The sequence below is a fragment of the Niastella populi genome (assembly GCF_002078015.1).
Taxonomy (GTDB): Bacteria; Bacteroidota; Bacteroidia; order Chitinophagales; family Chitinophagaceae; genus Niastella; species Niastella populi.
Genome location: NZ_LWBP01000067.1, coordinates 114,687 through 133,439, shown reverse-complemented (window position 1 = coordinate 133,439; position 18,753 = coordinate 114,687). Strand labels below are relative to the sequence as shown.

Below are 18,753 nucleotides of genomic sequence, written 5' to 3'. Positions count from 1 at the left end.
AGGCGAACTTAAGCCGAGACACCGATCTGATCTAATATCTTATTCAGTTCCTGGATTGAATAGTATTCAATCGAAATAGCTCCGTGCCCGTTTTTGTTATGATTTAATCGAACCTTGGTACTAAAATGAGTTGCTAAGTTATCTTCAATTTTCTTGTAAGCAGGTGGAAGTGTGCTTTTTACGGATTCTTTAACAGCAGCGCCGGGACCGCTTTTGTACATTTTACGAACCAGGTCTTCTGTTTGCCTTACCGAAAGGCTGCGGCTTCTGATCTCGTTAAATATGAACAACTGCTTATCCACGGTATCTACATTGATGAGGGCGCGGGCATGACCCATGCTGATCTCATTCTTACGCACGGCTACCTGAATGTCAGGCGGCAGTTTCAGCAACCGAATGTAGTTGGCTACAGTGCTTCTTTCCTTGCCCATGCGTTCGGCCACCTGCTCCTGTGTGTAGTTCAGCTCTTCCATCATGCGTTTATAGCTCAGGGCTATTTCCACGGCATTCAGGTCTTCGCGTTGCAGGTTTTCGAGCAGGGCCAGCTCAAGCAGTTCCTGGTCATTGGCCTGGCGAATATATGCCGGCACGTCTTTTAAACCGGCTATTTTGGATGCGCGCCAGCGGCGTTCACCCGAAATAAGGCGGTATTTACCATTGGCCGTCTGGTGCGAAACGGTAATAGGTTGCACAATGTCGTGCAACTTTATAGAAGAAGCCAGTTCCTGCAGCGCCTGCTCGTCGAAATCGTGACGGGGCTGGCGTGGGTTAGGCTCAATTTGATCGATGGGAATTCGCAATATGGCAGTAACCGTTTGGGCAACTTCCTGTTTCAGGTTGCCGGCTGAGTTTTTCAGATCAGAATCTATATTCTGCAACAGGGAACGAATTCCCTTACCAAGCGCGTCTTTATTTTGTTTGGGGTTGGTCATTGATTGTATATGATGATTTATTATTCTAATATACGCTCTTCCTGCTTAATTTTCGTCATATCGTTCTTTTGCAGGATCTCTTTGGCCAGGTTCAGATAGTTGACAGCCCCTTTACTTTGACCATCATATAAAATCACCGGTTTTCCAACGCTGGGCGCCTCGCTGATGCGGGCATTGCGGTGGATAATTGTATCAAACACCATTTCATCAAAATGTTTGCGCACCTCGTTCACTACCTGGTTACACAGGCGCAAACGGCCGTCGTACATGGTCATCAATATGCCTTCAATGACCAGGTCGGGATTCAAACGGCTCTGCACGATCTTAATTGTGTTCAATAATTTGCCAAGACCTTCCAAAGCAAAAAATTCTGCCTGTACCGGAACCATTACCGAATCTGCGGCGGTAAGCGCATTTACGGTAATTAAACCCAGTGAAGGAGAACAATCGATGATGATAAAATCATACAGTTCTTTCACCGGTTCAAGCAACCCTTTTAATACACTTTCCCGGTTAGGGTAGTTGATCATTTCAATTTCAGCACCTACCAGGTCAATGTGCGACGGAATGATATCCAGATTGGGGATCTCCGATTTTAAGATCACATCTTTCATCGGGGTACTGCTTACCATACAATCGTACAAACTGGTTTGAACATTGTGCAGATCGAAACCCACACCGCTGGTGCTATTGGCCTGCGGATCGGCATCTACCAATAATGTTCTGAACTCCAGAACGGCCAGGCTGGCCGCCAGGTTGATGGCGGAAGTAGTTTTTCCAACTCCCCCTTTTTGATTGGCTACTCCAATTACTCGGGCCATAGTGATTAATTACATTCCTGCCTGCTTTGCCTTCCCGTTGTACGGACTGCCAGGCAGGTCGTTGGATTTTTTTTAATTGGTTTCACTTGCGTCGGCTTCATGTTTTGGTAAAAACACGAAAAATCAGCATATCTAATTCGTCTTTTCCGGTTGTTAAACCGTAGAAAGGGCAAAATTCGGCGACAATATACTTATTTACCGCATTTAATACAGGGCATAAGGCCGATAGTGAATAAAATTGTATCAAACTCAACAATAAAAAGCATCCCCCAAAAAAGGAGGATGCCCTTACTGGAATGCAAAATTATTACATTAGGCTTATTATCAGCATTTAATGTTTTAATATTTTAAAAGCCGTTATTTTTCGCCTTTTTGAAAAAAAATAACCCCGGAAAACTACCGCCCCAACATCGTTAATGTCCCAGCCATCGCCGGCGGTTACAGTTTTATCGTTTCTCCAATATTCAGCAAATGCAGCGTACAACTGGTATCGGCAAAAGCCTTTTTTGCTTTTTCATGGTCGATCTTTATAAACCCGAACGTATCGTAGTGAACGCCGATCACCTGCTGGCATTTGACCATCCGGGCGCATTGAACGGCATCGGCCACATCCATGGTAAAGTTGTCGCCAATAGGCAGTACGGCAAAGCTCAGCTCGGCCCAGCCGGGTATCAGCTGCATATCGAGCGTAAGCGCCGTATCGCCGCTATAATAGAAATTTCCTTCGGCTGTGTAGATGATAAAACCAAAAGGATTGCCGCCGTAGGTACCATCGGGCAAACCCGATGAATGCTGCGCCACCACCACTTTCACGGTGAAATCGCCAAAATTCCACTTGCCGCCGGTGTTCATCGGGTGTGCATTCGAAACCCCCTGTTTACCCAGCCATTCGTAAATTTCCCAACTGCAGATCACTTTGGCGCCGGTTCGGCCTGCTATGCGCACGCAATCGGCAATATGATCGGCATGGCCGTGCGATACCAGTATGTAATCGGCTGCAATGGTATCTACATCAATTACTTTATTGGCCAGTTCGTTGGGGGTTATAAATGGATCGAACAACAGTTTTGTACCTTTGACCTCTACTGAAAAGCAGGAATGACCGTAATACGTAAAATTCATGTAGTTTGATTTGTGTGCTAAGAAAAATAAAAATATACAACCAGGAACAAAGTTCTTCGTTATTTAAATAATACAATGAGTGAAATTTATACCATCGTTTCCGGCACCAACCGGCCGGGAAGCAATACTGAAAAGGTAGCGCGGCACTATCAGCAGGTTTTAAAATCAAAGAACATTACTCCTAATTTCATTTCTCTCGAAGGCTGGAAATACGTTGATAAAACCCCTGAGTTCGTACAACTGGAAAGCGATATGCTGGTACCTGCCACTAAATTTATATTTATTTGCCCCGAATACAATGGCAGTATCCCCGGCGTATTGAAACTCATGTTCGATATTTCAGACTACAAAAAAGTATGGTGGGGCAAGAAGGCCCTGCTAACCGGCGTGGCTACCGGCCGCGGCGGCAATTTGCGCGGGTTAGAGCATTTAACAAGTATTTTACATTACCTGCGGGTGGTGGTACATCCCAATAAACTGCCTATTTCATTGGTTCATAACCTTATGCATGGCTCCGGCGATTTTCATGACGCCGGAACCGTAAAGGCCATCGAAATGCAGGTGGAAGAATTTATACAATTTTAGTGAATGTGGTTCGTCTACCTGATTAAATGCAATTTCTGATTGTGAGATTCAGGGATTTTGAGATTTCCCGGAGTTCGGCATAATAACAAATCTCAAAATCCCGAAATCCATAAATCAGCAATAATTAGAATCAAACAGGTTTCACATTACAGGAATGCTCTAAAAGAAACGAACACATTCAACACAAGAAACAATGCGTAATTCAGGTTTTTTCTTTTTTTTGCTGGGCCTTATGGCCCTGCTTGATTTTTACATTTTCCAGGCCCTGCAGGTAGTACTGCCCGCTTCATCAAAAGCCCGCCTGGCTATTATCATTACATATTGGGCGATGTCGGCGGCAGGCCTGATCGTTATCTTTTCGATCCCTTACGTAAATTTCGACTCCCTGCCGCGTTGGGTAGTTACTTACGGACGCGCGATCATATTCGGCCTGTTCATAGCCAAACTGGTAGCTTCAGTTTTTTTCGCTATCGACGATATCCGCCGGGGCGGAACCTGGCTGTTTTCCCGCTTCTCGCAAAAGCCGGCAATAAGTGTTGCCCACGATGGGGCGGGAATTACCCGTTCTGTTTTCCTGAGCTGGATGGGGCTGGCAGTGGGCGGAACCGTTTTCGGCACCCTGGTGTACGGCTTTGGCAATAAATACCGCTACCAGGTGAACCGGCTTAAAATGAACTTTAAAAACCTCCCCGTTGCATTTAAGGGAATGAAGATCGTTCACATTTCAGACATACATTCGGGCAGTTTTATGGATAAGGAAGCCGTTGAAAAAGGCGTACAAAAGATCCTGAAAGAAAAACCCGATATGATCCTGTTTACCGGTGACCTGGTGAATGACCGCGCTTCAGAAATGAAGGAGTATATAGACGTGTTCAGTAAGCTCAATGCGCCATTGGGGGTGTATTCAACCCTGGGTAACCACGATTACGGCGATTATGTTCGCTGGGACAGCCATGAAGCCAAAATGCATAACCTCGAGCAGTTGAAACTGGTGCATAAACAAATGGGCTGGCGTTTATTGATGAATGAACACGTGGTGCTGGAAAAAGACAGCGATCGTATTGCCCTGCTGGGTATAGAAAACTGGAGCGCCAAAGGCAATTTCGGGCGCTATGGAAAAATGGAAGATGCGTATCCGGGTGCTGAACAATATCCGTTTAAGATCCTCATGAGCCACGACCCCAGCCATTGGGATGCGGAAGTACGCACGAAGTATAACGATATCGATCTAACGTTATCGGGCCATACCCATGGAATGCAGTTCGGGGTTGAAATGCCCGGTTTCCGCTGGAGCCCGGTGCAATACATGTATAAGCAATGGGCCGGTTTATATGAATCGGGCCAACAGAAATTATATGTGAACAGGGGATATGGGTTTATCGGTTACCCGGGAAGGGTAGGGATACTGCCCGAGATCACGGTTATTGAACTGTCGTAGGAAATTAAAAATGAAGAATTAGAAATGTGGAATAAAAAAGGCAAATACAAAATGCCGAATATCAAATGTTCAATATAGAACATTGAAGTAAATACAAACAAAAAAAAGGACTGTCAAACATACGTGGGTTGACAGTCCTTTTTTTTTAAGGAGGTTTTCTTAAGGGCTTCAGAAGTAATACTAACAGATAGAATCTGTGTTCAGGCCTCACCCGGTAGAAGCACATGTACGGATTAAAAGGTACAGGTTACGGATCCGAAAGATTTCAGAAAGTAAGAGGGTAATTCTACGGGCAGGGAAAAGGTAAAGTAAGGAGGACCGGCTAAAATGCTATTTGCTACTTACGGTTTGGGTTGTTATAGATGAAAAGTTGTTTATGCGCGATGGGCCTTCATAAACCATCTTAGCCAGTCCTCTGTGATTACTAAATCAAGCCTTAACCATGAACTCATTAGGGTTATTTATTTTGCCAGAGGCATTTCTACGGTAAAGGGACAAGGGCGTGTTCTACGATGTTAGGGATTAGGGGAAAAACTATATAAAATAACTTATTGCTAATTTATTTCATGCGTTAGTTTCAGTGGGTTTTTTCGTATTGACATCACAAAAATACGTTGTGAAAACCCCCTTTTGCCGGTACATTCGATGAATCGGGTAAATGTATAGCCGAATGGATTTAATTGCCCGGTGAACACGGAAAGCAATTGGCAACCGGCAGTGGGCAATAGACAAAAAATTACAACAAATCAATTGATAATAAGCAGCTTACAAATTAATACCCCATTCCCCTGCGGGGTGTTAATCCTGCCAAAACGAAAGCCCGCTGCAATTCCCCTAATGAAAGCAGCTGCAGTTCGCGTTTGATTTGTCAATTGCCTATTGCCTATTGGAATAAGCGTTCAACAGCTGGTTAACTTCCTGTAGTAACTGATGCTTGTAGTCGTGAAGTTTATCGAACTCAGTAGAGAGGGCGGCTGCAGCCGTATTCTTTTGGGCTAGTTTCTCCAGTTTTTCCAGTTGTTGAAAAAAGGGCGTGTTCTTGCCAAGGATAGAAACGGTACTTTGAATGTGATGTGAAAGCGAGGCTACCTTCGCTGCGTCTTTTTGGTCAACAGCCTGCTCCAGGGCTTCCATTTCACCGGGGAACTGTTTAAGGAACTGCTTTATGATGGTTCTCAAAAAATCACCGCTGCCCATCACCATATCATCCAAAAAGTTCAGGTCAATATAGTGCAGGTCGTTCTTCAGCGATTCAATATTGCTGTTGCGGTCGTCGGCCAGGTATGTTGTAAGCAAACCGAATAATTCCTTTTCGTGAATGGGTTTCGAAATGTAATCGTTCATGCCAAAGCTTAAACATTTCTCCCGTTCGCCCGCCAGTGCATGGGCTGTCATGGCAATGATGGGAATATCGATTTTTAGGTCTTTTCGAATAGCCTGGGCGGTTGCATAACCGTCCATGAGGGGCATCTGAATATCCAGCAACACCAGGTGAAAGGTAGCGCGTTGCAACCATTCAATGGCTTTTGAACCATTATCAGCCAGTTCATAATTCACCTTCCAGCTTTGGAAAGTGAATTTTATCAACAACTGGTTCATGGCATTGTCTTCTACTACCAGCACCCGGGCATTGGGAAATGCGCCGGCGCTGATCTCCGTTCTTTCTGAAAGCGATGAGGGCATGGCCTGGCCAACCGGCATCAGTGAATATGCTATTTCAAAAATAAATTCAGTGCCTTTGCCGGGGGCGCTGTCAACGGTAATATTACCGCCCTGCAGTTGCACCAGGTTACGTACAATGGAAAGCCCCAGGCCGGTGCCGCCGTATTTACGGGTAGTATCGGTTTCTCCCTGTTCGAAGCGTTCGAATATGGTATCCAGTTTATCGGGCGGAATACCAATGCCGCTGTCTTTCACCGAGAACCGCAGGTTTACATGATCGGTGTTTTGCGAAAGGGTAATGATGTTGATGGCGATACCGCCTTTTTGCGTGAACTTGATCGCATTGCTGATAAGGTTCACGAGTATTTGCGTAAGCCGCACTGCATCACCGGTGAGTGTGTCGGGAATATTATCCTGAATGAATAATGAGAAGGAAAGGTTTTTTTCGCGGGCCTTGTGATAGAACATGGTTTCAATGGAACTGCAAAGGCCGCGCAGGCTGAACGGATTTTTTTCTATCCGGAGCATGCCCGCTTCTATTTTTGAAATATCAAGAATGTCGTTGATAATGGTAAGCAGGTTTTCACTGGCCGATTGTATCAGGTTCACGAACTGTTGCTGCTCACCGGTCATGCTTGTTTTTTGCAACAGGTTGGTGAACCCTATAACCGAATTGATAGGCGTACGTATTTCATGGCTCATGTTGGCCAGGAACTGTTCCTTTACATTGGCCGATTCAATAGCCTGCTGCCGTGCTTCTTTCAAAGCGGTTTCGGCTTTTTGTTGTTGGGTGATATCATAAATGGTAGAACGGCTTGAAACGTAATTGCCGTTGTCGTCATAAATGGCAACGGAGTTCAGCACAACCGGAAAAGTGCGGCCTGTTTTGGTGCGCATGGTAAGCCGGCGTTCTTTTACCGAACCGTTCTTTTTGAATGTGGGAAAATTCTCCCGAACGCTTTTGGCGGTTTCCTCATCGAGGATATCGTATATGTATAGTCTTCCAACCACTTCATCGCGGGTATAACCCAGCCAGTTCAGTTCGGTATCGTTAATGGCCACTATACATGCGTTTTCGTCGAGGGAGTGATAACCACAGGGCGCATTGTTATACAGGTCCTGGGTTTCTGCAGAGATCCTTTCTATGTTAAGGCGGGCTTCTGTTTCATTATCATTGGCCTGTTTCAGTTCTTTTATCAGCTCGTGCTGCCGCAATAAATGCCTTATCACCAGCGTACAAAGTATTACTATGCCCGATAAGCCAAGTATGGTTAGAAAGCGGCTGATGAACAATACGTAAATGGTGCGCCGCCTGTTCTCCTTGATGCCTGCCTGCAACTGCTCGTATAATTCTTTTTCCAGTTGCATGGAAAGGTCGGTAATACTGTCGCGTAGAATGATACCGGTTTTGCTTGATATCCGTTGTTCGGCATACACTTTTCCCAGGCGGGTATATGCATCGATAATTTCGTTATTGAGCTGTATTCTCTTTTCAATAAGGGAGGCGAGGCGGGTGAAGGAGGCCTGGTTATACTGGTTAACGGAGGCCTTTTGCAAACCGGCCAGTTCATATTTTAGAAAATTGAGCGTATCCTCAACGCCTATGATAAAATTGCTGTCGCCGGTAATAACAAAACCACGCACCAGGCTTTCGGTGAGGATCACATTTTTGACAATGTTCTGAAGTTTATTGTGCAGGTGAAACGACTCGATGGCTTCGCTGCTGGCAGAGCGGGATTTACTAATGATGCGTTCGGTGTTGAATTGGAGAATAATGCCCGCTGCAATAAAGGCCACCGAAAAGGCAACACTATAGAGAATAAGTTTGTTAGGTTTGATTTGTTTTTTCATGGTAACAGATGCTACCTTAGTAACCTAACCTTAACCGGAATATCAATATGCAATAGAAAATATGCAATAAGCAATTGTGTTCGCGAATTGCGGAGTGCTTGAATACCGACAAACTGATACCGGTTAGGGAATAATTTGCCAATTGCTTATTGTCAATTGCATAGCGTGGTGCAGGTTACAATAGCCGTAAAATACGTTAATACCGTTGATTACTGCACACAAATACAGTGCAATTTAATATAATCTTTACAATAACTTTATCTTCTGAATTAATTTACTCCGGTAGCTTTCGGCTACGGGAATAGCGGTATTTATGATGTTGACGGCGCCATCTTCAATAGAATCGATCTTATCGAGGGAAATGATATAACTCCGGTGAACACGCATCAGTTTTGCAGAATTGATCTTTTCTTCAACCGCTTTAAGTGTGGTGTGTACAATATGCCATTGGGTTTCAGTGCGTATTTTAACGTAATCACCCATGGCTTCTATCCATAATATTTCACCCAGCTTTAATTTTTTCAATATGTTGTTATCCCTGATGAACAGGTAATCATCTACGGCGGCGGTAACTTCCGAATCGTTGCGGCTCAGGATATCACTCACTTTGTCAATAGCCTGCATCAGGCGGGGCAGGTTTACCGGCTTTATAAGGTAATCTACCACGTTCAGGTCAAAGGCTTCAGCCGCATATTGTTTCCGGGAGGTGGTGAGAATGGCAAGTGTTTGTTTGGGCAATATTTTCAACAATTCAAGGCCGGTCATGCCCGGCATTTCTATGTCTAAAAGAACCAAATCAGGCGGATTGGCCGTAATATTGCGGTGAGCCTCAATAGCGTCTTTACATTCGCCGGTGATCTGCAACCTTCCGGTTTGCAGCGCCAACTGATGCAAAGTGAGCCTCGACAGATCGTTATCATCAACTATTAAACAGGTTATCATAGCGTAATGGTCGTAATAGTTAAGGTAATATAAGTTAGCAAAAAAATAGTAATGATTAAACCGGCTACAATTTTTTTTATCTCATCTTCGTTGTGCTCTGATCTAAGCACCCGGTATACCCCTGTACGGATAATTAGCAAACGTATGAAGAAATTGCTCGTTCTGCTTGTTTTTACCCTTGCTATGCAATCAGGTTTTTCCCAAAACGGGGGAAAACTCGATTCGTTATTTCTAAAAGGCGATACCACGGCCATTATGGATTCATTGCTAAAAGATTTTGATTCCTATTTGGACAGCCTTATTGGCCGTAAAAGCTTCTTTACCCTCAATGCAGGCATCGGTACCGGTTTCTTCAGTTTTAATGAAAAAAATTCCGTTACCATCAATACCGAAAAGAAACTCATTTTTTCACCATCGGCCGGGTACTTTCATAAGTCAGGCTTCGGTATTTCCGCTTCAGCCTATGCGCTGTTGAATAACGGGATGAATTTTTATCAATATTCATTTAGTCCGTCATACGACTGTATAAAAAAGAGCTTTTCAACTGGTATCGCATATACGAGATATATCACCAAAGATTCGCTCGACTTTTATACAACGCCTATTCAAAATGAACTGTTCGCCTATTTCTCATACAAGAAATGGTGGGTGCGGCCCACGCTAAGCCTGAGCTACGGTTGGGGAAGTAAGGAAGAATATGAGAAGAGAGAAGCCGACCGCCTGTTGCGTTTGCTCCGCAACCGCTATTATGTGATCATAAAGAACGAGCTCTCGGTACGCGACTTTTCAGCAACCATATCTGTACGCAAAGATATAGACTGGTACGGTGTGCTGAGCAAATCGGATAATATAACGTTAACGCCCATTGCCATGTTGAATGCCGGTACGCAGAACTATGGCTTCAATACATCTTATTCGTATAACTTTTCACCGGTACGGGCCAATTCATTGCCCAGTAATTCTGAGATCTCAGATAATACACAATTTGCGTTACAATCGGCCTGCCTGGCGCTCAGGGGCAGTTATCTGAAAGGCAGGTTCCTGTTACAGTCGCAGGTACTGTTCGATTATTTTCTTCAGGACCTCGATGACGCCGGTTCAAAACTCAGCACCGTTTATTCCATTACCGCCGGAATCAGTTTCTGACACCTGATTTTTAGGCATCTCTTCACGCAGCTGTTAAGACAAATTAACAGGCATTGCTGAACCTTGGCATATAAGTTGAAATTCTATAGTTGAACCATAAATAACAGAATATGAAACTAAAATCCCTGGCGTTATTAACAATTGCTTCAACTCTGACTTCGCTTTCATTTGCACAAAGAGGTGGGGGCGGATTTCACATCGGTGCAAAAGCTGGTGCCAATATCTTTAAAGTTGACGGCACATCGATGAAAGATGAATTTATTTTTGGATACAACGTGGGCGCATTTGCCGAAATCAACTTTACCAAGGAAATAGGCATTCAACCCGAAGTAATGTGGAACCAGACGAATTTCCGCACCAGTACAAGATTCAATGATATTTATCCGGAAGGCGTCAATGATGTAAAAGGTAAACTGAATTACTTAAGTATTCCTATCCTGTTCAGTTACTCCCCGGCCAAGATCATTTCATTTCAGCTCGGACCCCAGTTTGGCGTGCTGCTTAACCAGGATAAGAGCCTTATAAAGAACGGAGAAGAGGCCTTCAAGAAGGGCGATTTTTCGGCACTGGGTGGTGTGCAGCTGAACATCGGCGGCGTTAAAATTGGCGGCCGTTACGTAATAGGGCTAACCAATATCAATGATATCGATGATAGAGAAAAATGGAAAAACCAGGGATTTCAGGTGTATTTAGGAACCAGATTTTTATAAAAGATTCCTCAAAAACGTAAAGAGAACGTATCAGAAATAAACGTAGGGCTTTTTAAGCATATAAGGCAACCCGGTTTAACCAGGTTCCCGAATAAAAAGAGGGTGTTTCGTTGAAGAAACACCCTCTTTTTTATACTTAAAGTCTGATTCAATTTTAGCTTTAATCGCTTGTTATTTGTACGAATAAGCAAAGCCTTTTTTGATGGACTGGGTAGACCATCTGCTGTCTTTTTCGCTTGTAAGCAATACGAATGGGGCGCCTAATTCAGCAGCTTCTTTTTTCAGTCTTTCCATTGATTTCCTGTCTGCATTGCCTGCTGTGCGGTAAGAAAGCATACCAGCGGTTTTACCTCTGATCTCGCCTTGTTTTTTAAGACCTACAGAGTTAGCTACATCTTCCAGGATAACTACTTTTTCCCAGTCGTCTTTGCCAGTAATAACAATTTTTTCAGTGATGTCTTCCTTACGGCCACTTGCATACTCAATTTTAGCAACAGCGTATTTGCCAATAGTTTGCTCAGCTGTTTCGTTGGGGTAAGTGTAGGTAATTACAAATTCGCCAACTTTGAGGATCTTAACATCCAGTTTTTCTCCTGTATGTTTGTGCATTTTATCTTGTGCAAAGGTGGCGATAGTTGCAAGCAGAGCAACCACTAAAATAATAGGTTTGCGCATTTTAAGGGTTTTTAAGCTACAAATTGTTGTTTTGATTAATAAGTGCCAAATATAACGTTCTTGCTAATATTTTATTACAAACCCCGGGTCAATTTTATCGACATTCAGTGGATATATTTAGCCTGAACCAGCGCTTATTAGTTCCGGTTAACATAATAGCTGTCAAGATGACTTTTTATTATACTTCCGACCGCATTCTTTTCCAGGCGTTAATAAGGCCATTGGTGCTTGAATCGTGTTTGCTTACCGGGTTGTCGTTCTGCAGCTCGGGCAGAATGTTATTGGCCAGTTGTTTGCCCAGTTCAACACCCCATTGGTCAAAGCTGAAGATATTCCAGATAACGCCCTGTACAAAGATCTTATGCTCATATAAGGCAATGAGCTGACCCAATGTATATGGTGTTATCTTTTTGATCAGGATCGAATTGGTAGGCCGGTTGCCGGTAAATACTTTGAATGGCAACAGGGCTTTTATTTCCTCCGGCGTTTTGCCCGCTTTTATCAGTTCCGCTTCAGCTTCCACTTCGGTCTTTCCGTTCATCAGCGCTTCTGTTTGCGCAAAGAAGTTGGATAACAGTTTGGCATGATGGTCGCCAATAGGGTTGTGGCTGATAGCCGGCGCAATGAAATCGCAGGGGATCAGTACGGTGCCCTGGTGTATCAGTTGGTAAAACGCGTGCTGGCCATTGGTGCCGGGTTCGCCCCAGATTACCGGACCGGTATTGTACCGAACGGTTTTGCCTTTGCGATCGACGCTTTTACCATTGCTTTCCATATTGCCCTGTTGAAAATAGGCGGCAAAGCGATGCAGGTATTGATCGTATGGCAGAATGGCTTCTGTTTGGCTATCGAAAAAGTTGGTATACCACAGGCCTATAAGCGCCATTATTACCGGAATGTTATTTTCCAAAGCCGTGGTGCGAAAATGATTATCGGCTGAATTAGCGCCTTTTAAAAGCGACTCAAAATGTTCGTAGCCGATGGTAAGCGCAATGGATAAACCAATGGCGCTCCACAGGGAATAACGGCCGCCAACCCAGTCCCAGAATTCGAACATATTGGCTTTGTCGATTCCGAACTTCACCACTTCTTTTTCATTGGTGCTTAGCGCCACGAAATGTTTGGCAACATAACTTTCGTCACCGGCTGCTTCAAGGAACCAGTTACGCGCCGTATGGGCGTTGGTCATGGTTTCCTGGGTAGTGAATGTTTTTGATGCAATGAGGAAGAGTGTTTCCTGCGGTGTTACCTTCCGTAAGGTTTCGGCAATATGGGTGGCATCGACATTCGAAACAAAGAAAACCTGGATGTCTTTTTTCCAGTAAGGCTTCAGGGCTTCGGTAACCATGTACGGACCGAGATCGCTGCCACCGATACCGATGTTGACGATGTATTTTATTTTATTGCCGGTGTAACCAGTCCATTCACCGCTGTGAATACGGTTACAGAATTGTTTCATTTGTTGTAATACCTGGTGAACCTGCGGCATTACGTTTTTCTCCTGCGCGTAAATGGGGTCGTTGTCGAAGTTGCGCAGGGCGGTATGCAGTACAGATCTGCCTTCCGTTTCATTGATGGCAGCGCCGGTGAACATGGCCTCTATGGCTTCGGGCAGTTTGCATTCATTGGCGAGGTCGGTAAGCAATGAAAGCGTTTTTTGTGTGATGCGATTCTTGGAGAAATCGAACAGAATGTCTTCAAACGAAATGGAAAAGTTTTTGAATCTTTCCGGGTCGTCGGCAAACAGTTCGCGCAAATGGGTGTCGGCAATTTTTTTATAATGGCGTTCGAGTTTATCCCACGCTTCGGTATGGTGCGGCTTGATCTTTGGTAACATACGTCTTTAAATTAGGCCTCAAAAGTAAATGTTTCTTCGTACTATGTTGAAAGTTCCTGATGGCAGGAGGTAGTTGCAGGTTACCGGTTTCCTGTTATAAGGGAAAAGCCGTTAACCAGCTTCTGTTTTTCCTGTACCGGCACCCGGTAACCGGTACCCAGATGCCCGGCTGCCTAACAGGGCAGGGAAACATTTCTTTCATTACTTTACGATAATCGCATTTGCCACTTTTCGTTCCCCCGCATGGTCCCATTTCTTATTATCGGAAGGGTAATTAACCACCCCATTACCGGCCTGGTTGCCGATCCACATGGTAGTGGAACCGCCGCCGTCCATATTGATGCCGTCCTTTGCCTTTAACCATTTGATGATACTGGCCAGTTCGGGCAGCGACATCCCGGCCGACTGTTCATTACGGCCATCGACGGTAATGAACAATACGTGTTTTTTGCCGCGGCAGGCAACGGCTGTGCGGGGGTGGCGTGCCCGGTTGAATTCGCCGGTATCGAGCGCCTGGCGTTCACCCTGCCATAGCAGTAATGGACCGGAATTCATGATGTCGGCTGCTTTCAGCTTCGATTCCCAGTCGGCCGACCCGTCCCATTTTTCAATTTGCAGCCTGCCTTTTTTTATAGCCACCGCGGCCTGCTGGTGCCGCGCCCTTGTATTATTCGCCCACAGGCGGTTATTGCTCACCACCGAATCGTTCAGTTTTATATAATCTACCGAACCGCCGTTCTTTATATCGAAAAAATTGCCATTGATGGCGGCAATGGCGCCGGCCAATCTTCCAAATTCACTTACGGGTTTAAGCGTTTTGGCTTCACAGGCAAGTGCAATTGCCCGTTTTTTCTTTTTAAGTTTTATTTCAATGATATTGACGTTCTGGTTCGAATTGAACAGGTCTTTTTTAAAATGATAATGTTTCCAAACGATGCCCGGTGCAACGTCTTTGGTTTCCCATTGGGCGGAAGTAAATACCAGGGAATCCTGTTGAGAAAATGATGCCGCTGCATTTACAAAGAGAATAAATGCTATGAGTAAGTGTTTCATGTTGCAGGTTTAAAGTTTCTGTTTTCAGGGAGATAAAGTTGATTGCCTCTGTGAATAGAAGTATGTTGCCGCTTACCGGGCAACATGCCGATGCTATTCATGAAGCCAGGTTACACCTGCAGGTTTAGGATCGTATTGACAACATACTCTACCATCTCCTGCGTTATTCCCAAATGCAGCACCATCCTTATCTGGGTAGGGGAGATGGGGATCACCAGGATATTCTTTTCTTTTAGTGCCGCTGCTATTTGTGCCGGCTGATAGGGTGGTTGAATTTCAAAGATGATGATATTCGTTTCTACCGGTAAAAGCCCGGTGGTAAATGTTGTTTTAATAAGATTGCTTGCAATTTCTTTGGCATTCTCATGGTCCTGTTGCAGACCGATGATGTTATTTTTAAGCGCATAAACACCACAGGCGGCCATATAACCGGCCTGTCGCATACCACCGCCAAATACCTTACGAATCCGCCGCGCTTTTTTAATAAAAGGCTGGCTGCCCATAAGAATACTTCCAATAGGACAACCCAATCCTTTATTCAAACAAACCGAAATGCTGTGAAACAGGGCGCCGTATTGTTTTGGCGATTCGTTACGTGCAACAATGGCGTTGAATAGACGCGCGCCGTCGAGATGTAATGAAAGGTTGTTTTTATCGCACACGGTGCGTATATGTTGTATCTCCTCTATATCATAACAACTGCCGCCTCCGCGGTTGGAGGTGTTTTCAAGACAAACAAGCGAAGTATGTGCTTTATGTACATCATCGGGATTGATGGCTGCTGCCACCTGTTCGGCGGTGATGCGCCCGCGGTTGCCCGGTAATAATCTCGATTGCACGCCGGCGTTGAATGCCATGCCGCCGCCTTCATACTGGTACACATGCGCTGTTTGATCACAGATCACTTCATCGCCTGGCTGGGTATGTACTTTAATGGCGATCTGGTTGCTCATGGTGCCCGTGGGACAATACAAGGCGGCTTCCATGCCAAACAATTCCGCTGCCATCGATTCCAGCATATTCACTGTAGCATCTTCTCCAAATACATCATCGCCTACGGGCGCTCTTAACATCGTTTCCAGCATACCTGCTGTTGGTTGGGTTACTGTATCTGATCGCAAATCGACTGTCATAATTGGTGTTATGATAATGAATGATAAATGTAATCACCAATAAGGAATTTGCAAAAAAAGCACCGGCGAGAAAGCGGTAAGGTTACAGCAAAAAGCAAAAAGCCGAAAGCCGAAAGCAAAAAGCGGAAAGCCAACAGCCCAAAGCAAAATGCTGAAAATACAAAGCTGTATTGGCTTTAAGCTGCAGGCCTTTAACTTTTAGCCCGGTTCAGGTGGCCATTAATATAGCATAACATGCCGGTAGATTTTTTTAACATGTAATTAAACTTTGATTATAATCCTCCATCAAAAACCCGCACTTCACCAATAAGCAAATTTTTACACTTTAAAAGAATACACATGAAATGTAGAATTTCAGCAGCTATTGCTATGCTCTTTCTGATCGCTTTATCGGTAGTTTCCTGTAAAAAGGATAACAGTACACAAACACCTGTAAGCGATACAGAAGCCCAAACGATCAGCCAGGAAGATGCAGCCGCCGAAACCGAATATGACGACATCACCGAACTGGGCCTGGCTGCAGGCGCCGATATGGAAAGCGGCGCTATTGATAATGGCCGTATAGCAACCGATGACAACACCGCACGTATTCGCATCGACCTGTTTGTAAACCTCGCACTGAAATTAGGTCCCTGTGTTACGATCACTGCTGAACCTAACGACACCACATTTCCGAAAAAAGTTACTGTAGATTATGGCGACGGCTGTATTTGCCGTGATGGCAAACTCAGAAAAGGTAAAGTTATCTTACACTTCTCTGCACCACCCCGCAAACCGGGCGCTGTATTGACGATCACCTTACAGAATTTTTATGTTAACCGCGCACATATCGAAGGCGTAAAAACAATTACCAATCTCAGTGCCAATGGCGCCGTAAAGTATTCCGTTAAAATTGAAGGCGGTAAAGTAAGCTGGCCCAATGGAAGAGGATTTACTTATGAAGGCACCAAAACGGTTACTCAAATTGAAGGCGCTTCAACCATTGCCTGTGCCGATGATGTGTATTCGATAGAAGTACGTACGCAGATCAAATATGCCAATGGCATTACTGTAACAAAGAATACCGAATCGCCGCTTATTAAACCGGTGGCCTGTCATTGGATCACAAAAGGCGTGTTGAAAATTACTATCAATGACCGCGTGTTGTACCTTGATTTTGGTGCCGGTGGCGATTGCGATAAAAGAGCTTTGCTCACCTGGGCAAACGGCAGCGTTGAAATTAATTTGTAAGTAATAGCTGAAACACAAAAACGTAGAAAGGGTGGGCATCTGGCAACTGCGGATGGCTCACCCTTTAAAATGTTAGGTATTGCCTGTTGATCTTTGCACTTCCATCCACGTACGGTCGGCCGGCAGTATAACCATGGCCACAAAACGTTTATAAGGCCCGGCGGCGCCGCCCAATAAAAAAGCCCCGACGGAACCGTCGGGGCTCTTAAATTAATAGTAATTAATTATAGTACATCGAATACTACCAATAATGCGTATAATACTGGAATGAGCCACCAGGCAAAAGAAAAAATTGCCAGTAAACAGAGCAACAGGGCCAGCACTGTTTTATAGTTGAGCTCTTCTTCTTTCAGAAATACTGCCAAAGGTGGTAAAAGAATAGCAAGAATAACCAGTAAGATAAGACGGGCGTCTTCATCCATCATACCCTCTTTTTTCTTTTTCTTGTACTCCTTAAACGCTTTTTTTGCTTCTTTAAGCCGGCTCTTCTTTTCAGCTTTCGATAGATTATTGAGCTCATCAACCGCCGATTTTACTGTTTCATGCGATGGTTCGGCTTTTGCTGCAGCGGGTACGGGTTCACTTGTTGTCACAGGTTCGGTAGCAGGAACGGAGGCCGCAGGTACAGATGTAGCCGAAACAGATACCATCAACAATAATAACAGGAATCGGGTAGTGATCTTTTTCATATTAGATAATTTGGGTGAACAAAGATAATGCGGAAATTTTCAGAATCATAGCTGCATACAATTAAACACATACAAAATGTTCACACGACAGTTTAATGCAAAAAGCGCTTAGTATTGAATGTGTACATTGCTTTATTTCAAACAATATTGTTACTAAGCATGGGGTATAAAAACGGTTGACATTATCAAATGAGGGCGGTGATCGGGTGATTGTGTATGACGGTTATAAGTGGCAGTGTAAACGGAATGAAATGAAAAGGTTGGTAAGGCATGCCTGGCTCACGAAAAGGAACCGGTTCTCATGCAGGGGTGTTCAGCTAAACAAAAAAAAATCCCGACGCCGGCGCCGGGATCAATAATTTAAATCTTTCCAGACTTAGATTGCATCAAAAACAACCAACAGTGCAAATATTACACCAGGGATCCAGAAAAGTAAAGTAAGGATCAGGCTGATCCAGAACCTTGAATTTATTTCTTCTTCTTTCAAATAAACAGCCAATGGCGGTAACAGGATAGCGAGAATAGCCAGTAATACTATATCGGTATCTGCTGCACGCCCGGCCCGTTTGTCGGCCCTGTGTTCTTTCAATACTTTTTTAACCTCTTTGATCCGTGATTTGCGCTCATGTTTTGAAAGGTTCCTGAATTCTTCAACGGCAGTAGTCACTGTAGCCGGAGCTGGTTCGGTTTTAGCAGTATTGTCCGAAGGTAAAGAAGCTGCCAGCACCGGGGAAGAACAAAGAGATACCATTACCAGTAAGGTAAGAAAACGGGTAGTTATCTTTTTCATATTAGATAATTTGGTAAACAAATATTGAGGAATTTTTCTGGAATCATGCATAACATGCAATTAAAAGACCACACATGATTTTCACATTGCTTATTATACCGCTAAGATAACCCGGTATGGTAATAAATGTATCATTT

16 protein-coding genes are annotated in these 18,753 nt (G+C 44.3%); 5 read left to right on the top strand and 11 right to left on the bottom strand.

Going from position 1 to position 18,753, the window contains the following annotated elements:
• Positions 1-8: 8 nt before the first annotated feature.
• From A4R26_RS07985 to A4R26_RS07975, 3 genes are all read right to left on the bottom strand, one after another.
• The gene (locus A4R26_RS07985; RefSeq protein WP_081163265.1) at positions 9-932 is read right to left on the bottom strand and encodes a ParB/RepB/Spo0J family partition protein; all 924 of its coding nucleotides are present in this window, start codon (positions 930-932) and stop codon (positions 9-11) included.
• A 20-nt stretch (positions 933-952) separates the two neighbouring features.
• The gene (locus A4R26_RS07980) at positions 953-1,753 is read right to left on the bottom strand and encodes a ParA family protein (RefSeq protein WP_081163264.1); all 801 of its coding nucleotides are present in this window, start codon (positions 1,751-1,753) and stop codon (positions 953-955) included.
• 438 nt (positions 1,754-2,191) lie between these two features.
• Entirely contained in the window at positions 2,192-2,875 is a 684-nt protein-coding gene (locus A4R26_RS07975; protein ID WP_081163263.1) for a metal-dependent hydrolase, read from the bottom strand.
• Positions 2,876-2,950: 75 nt separating this feature from the next.
• Between A4R26_RS07975 and A4R26_RS07970 the strand changes: the two genes are divergently transcribed.
• Both A4R26_RS07970 and A4R26_RS07965 read left to right on the top strand, forming a co-directional pair.
• Positions 2,951-3,460 (top strand): NADPH-dependent FMN reductase, encoded by a 510-nt coding sequence (locus A4R26_RS07970; protein WP_081163262.1) that lies wholly within the window; start codon positions 2,951-2,953, stop codon positions 3,458-3,460.
• Between the two features lie 193 nt (positions 3,461-3,653).
• Positions 3,654-4,898: a metallophosphoesterase gene (locus A4R26_RS07965; RefSeq protein ID WP_081163261.1), complete on the top strand. Its 1,245-nt coding sequence runs from the start codon at positions 3,654-3,656 to the stop codon at positions 4,896-4,898.
• A gap of 876 nt (positions 4,899-5,774) precedes the next feature.
• Here the strand turns inward: A4R26_RS07965 and A4R26_RS07960 are convergent.
• Together A4R26_RS07960 and A4R26_RS07955 are read right to left on the bottom strand one after the other, a co-directional pair.
• Positions 5,775-8,411, bottom strand: coding sequence for a hybrid sensor histidine kinase/response regulator (locus tag A4R26_RS07960; protein WP_081163260.1), 2,637 nt, complete (start codon positions 8,409-8,411; stop codon positions 5,775-5,777).
• Between the two features lie 246 nt (positions 8,412-8,657).
• Positions 8,658-9,353, bottom strand: coding sequence for a LytR/AlgR family response regulator transcription factor (locus tag A4R26_RS07955; protein WP_242674858.1), 696 nt, complete (start codon positions 9,351-9,353; stop codon positions 8,658-8,660).
• 144 nt (positions 9,354-9,497) lie between these two features.
• Between A4R26_RS07955 and A4R26_RS07950 the strand changes: the two genes are divergently transcribed.
• Positions 9,498-10,499 (top strand): hypothetical protein, encoded by a 1,002-nt coding sequence (locus A4R26_RS07950; RefSeq protein WP_081163259.1) that lies wholly within the window; start codon positions 9,498-9,500, stop codon positions 10,497-10,499.
• A gap of 110 nt (positions 10,500-10,609) precedes the next feature.
• Positions 10,610-11,209 carry a porin family protein gene (locus A4R26_RS07945; RefSeq protein WP_081163258.1) on the top strand — a complete coding sequence of 200 codons (600 nt, stop codon included), beginning with the start codon at positions 10,610-10,612 and terminating at the stop codon, positions 11,207-11,209.
• Positions 11,210-11,380: 171 nt separating this feature from the next.
• Here A4R26_RS07945 and A4R26_RS07940 read toward each other — a convergent pair whose 3' ends face one another.
• The 4 genes from A4R26_RS07940 to A4R26_RS07925 form a co-directional block, all read right to left on the bottom strand.
• Positions 11,381-11,884 (bottom strand): hypothetical protein, encoded by a 504-nt coding sequence (locus tag A4R26_RS07940; RefSeq protein ID WP_081163257.1) that lies wholly within the window; start codon positions 11,882-11,884, stop codon positions 11,381-11,383.
• Between the two features lie 178 nt (positions 11,885-12,062).
• Positions 12,063-13,721 carry a glucose-6-phosphate isomerase gene (gene pgi / locus A4R26_RS07935; protein WP_081163256.1) on the bottom strand — a complete coding sequence of 553 codons (1,659 nt, stop codon included), beginning with the start codon at positions 13,719-13,721 and terminating at the stop codon, positions 12,063-12,065.
• A 201-nt stretch (positions 13,722-13,922) separates the two neighbouring features.
• Positions 13,923-14,774, bottom strand: coding sequence for a phosphodiester glycosidase family protein (locus tag A4R26_RS07930; RefSeq protein ID WP_081163255.1), 852 nt, complete (start codon positions 14,772-14,774; stop codon positions 13,923-13,925).
• Between the two features lie 110 nt (positions 14,775-14,884).
• The gene (locus A4R26_RS07925) at positions 14,885-15,907 is read right to left on the bottom strand and encodes a threonine aldolase family protein (protein ID WP_081163254.1); all 1,023 of its coding nucleotides are present in this window, start codon (positions 15,905-15,907) and stop codon (positions 14,885-14,887) included.
• Positions 15,908-16,246: 339 nt separating this feature from the next.
• Between A4R26_RS07925 and A4R26_RS07920 the strand changes: the two genes are divergently transcribed.
• On the top strand, positions 16,247-17,137 hold the full coding sequence (locus A4R26_RS07920; protein ID WP_081163253.1) for a hypothetical protein: 891 nt from the start codon (positions 16,247-16,249) through the stop codon (positions 17,135-17,137).
• Between the two features lie 224 nt (positions 17,138-17,361).
• Here the strand turns inward: A4R26_RS07920 and A4R26_RS35395 are convergent, their stop codons facing one another.
• Together A4R26_RS35395 and A4R26_RS07910 are read right to left on the bottom strand one after the other, a co-directional pair.
• A complete protein-coding gene (locus A4R26_RS35395) occupies positions 17,362-17,826 on the bottom strand; it encodes a YqaE/Pmp3 family membrane protein (protein ID WP_081163252.1) in 465 nt (154 codons plus the stop codon).
• A gap of 376 nt (positions 17,827-18,202) precedes the next feature.
• Positions 18,203-18,616: a YqaE/Pmp3 family membrane protein gene (locus A4R26_RS07910; RefSeq protein WP_207625708.1), complete on the bottom strand. Its 414-nt coding sequence runs from the start codon at positions 18,614-18,616 to the stop codon at positions 18,203-18,205.
• Positions 18,617-18,753: the final 137 nt, after the last annotated feature.

What these genes read in the sequence shown, in the direction of transcription:
- A4R26_RS07985 (WP_081163265.1), bottom strand. Translation starts at nt 932, where the DNA reads ATGACCAACCCCAAACAAAATAAAGACGCGCTTGGTAAGGGAATTCGT.
- A4R26_RS07980 (WP_081163264.1), bottom strand. Translation starts at nt 1,753, where the DNA reads ATGGCCCGAGTAATTGGAGTAGCCAATCAAAAAGGGGGAGTTGGAAAA.
- A4R26_RS07975 (WP_081163263.1), bottom strand. Translation starts at nt 2,875, where the DNA reads ATGAATTTTACGTATTACGGTCATTCCTGCTTTTCAGTAGAGGTCAAA.
- A4R26_RS07970 (WP_081163262.1), top strand. Translation starts at nt 2,951, where the DNA reads ATGAGTGAAATTTATACCATCGTTTCCGGCACCAACCGGCCGGGAAGC.
- A4R26_RS07965 (WP_081163261.1), top strand. Translation starts at nt 3,654, where the DNA reads ATGCGTAATTCAGGTTTTTTCTTTTTTTTGCTGGGCCTTATGGCCCTG.
- A4R26_RS07960 (WP_081163260.1), bottom strand. Translation starts at nt 8,411, where the DNA reads ATGAAAAAACAAATCAAACCTAACAAACTTATTCTCTATAGTGTTGCC.
- A4R26_RS07955 (WP_242674858.1), bottom strand. Translation starts at nt 9,353, where the DNA reads ATGATAACCTGTTTAATAGTTGATGATAACGATCTGTCGAGGCTCACT.
- A4R26_RS07950 (WP_081163259.1), top strand. Translation starts at nt 9,498, where the DNA reads ATGAAGAAATTGCTCGTTCTGCTTGTTTTTACCCTTGCTATGCAATCA.
- A4R26_RS07945 (WP_081163258.1), top strand. Translation starts at nt 10,610, where the DNA reads ATGAAACTAAAATCCCTGGCGTTATTAACAATTGCTTCAACTCTGACT.
- A4R26_RS07940 (WP_081163257.1), bottom strand. Translation starts at nt 11,884, where the DNA reads ATGCGCAAACCTATTATTTTAGTGGTTGCTCTGCTTGCAACTATCGCC.
- pgi (WP_081163256.1), bottom strand. Translation starts at nt 13,721, where the DNA reads ATGTTACCAAAGATCAAGCCGCACCATACCGAAGCGTGGGATAAACTC.
- A4R26_RS07930 (WP_081163255.1), bottom strand. Translation starts at nt 14,774, where the DNA reads ATGAAACACTTACTCATAGCATTTATTCTCTTTGTAAATGCAGCGGCA.
- A4R26_RS07925 (WP_081163254.1), bottom strand. Translation starts at nt 15,907, where the DNA reads ATGACAGTCGATTTGCGATCAGATACAGTAACCCAACCAACAGCAGGT.
- A4R26_RS07920 (WP_081163253.1), top strand. Translation starts at nt 16,247, where the DNA reads ATGAAATGTAGAATTTCAGCAGCTATTGCTATGCTCTTTCTGATCGCT.
- A4R26_RS35395 (WP_081163252.1), bottom strand. Translation starts at nt 17,826, where the DNA reads ATGAAAAAGATCACTACCCGATTCCTGTTATTATTGTTGATGGTATCT.
- A4R26_RS07910 (WP_207625708.1), bottom strand. Translation starts at nt 18,616, where the DNA reads ATGAAAAAGATAACTACCCGTTTTCTTACCTTACTGGTAATGGTATCT.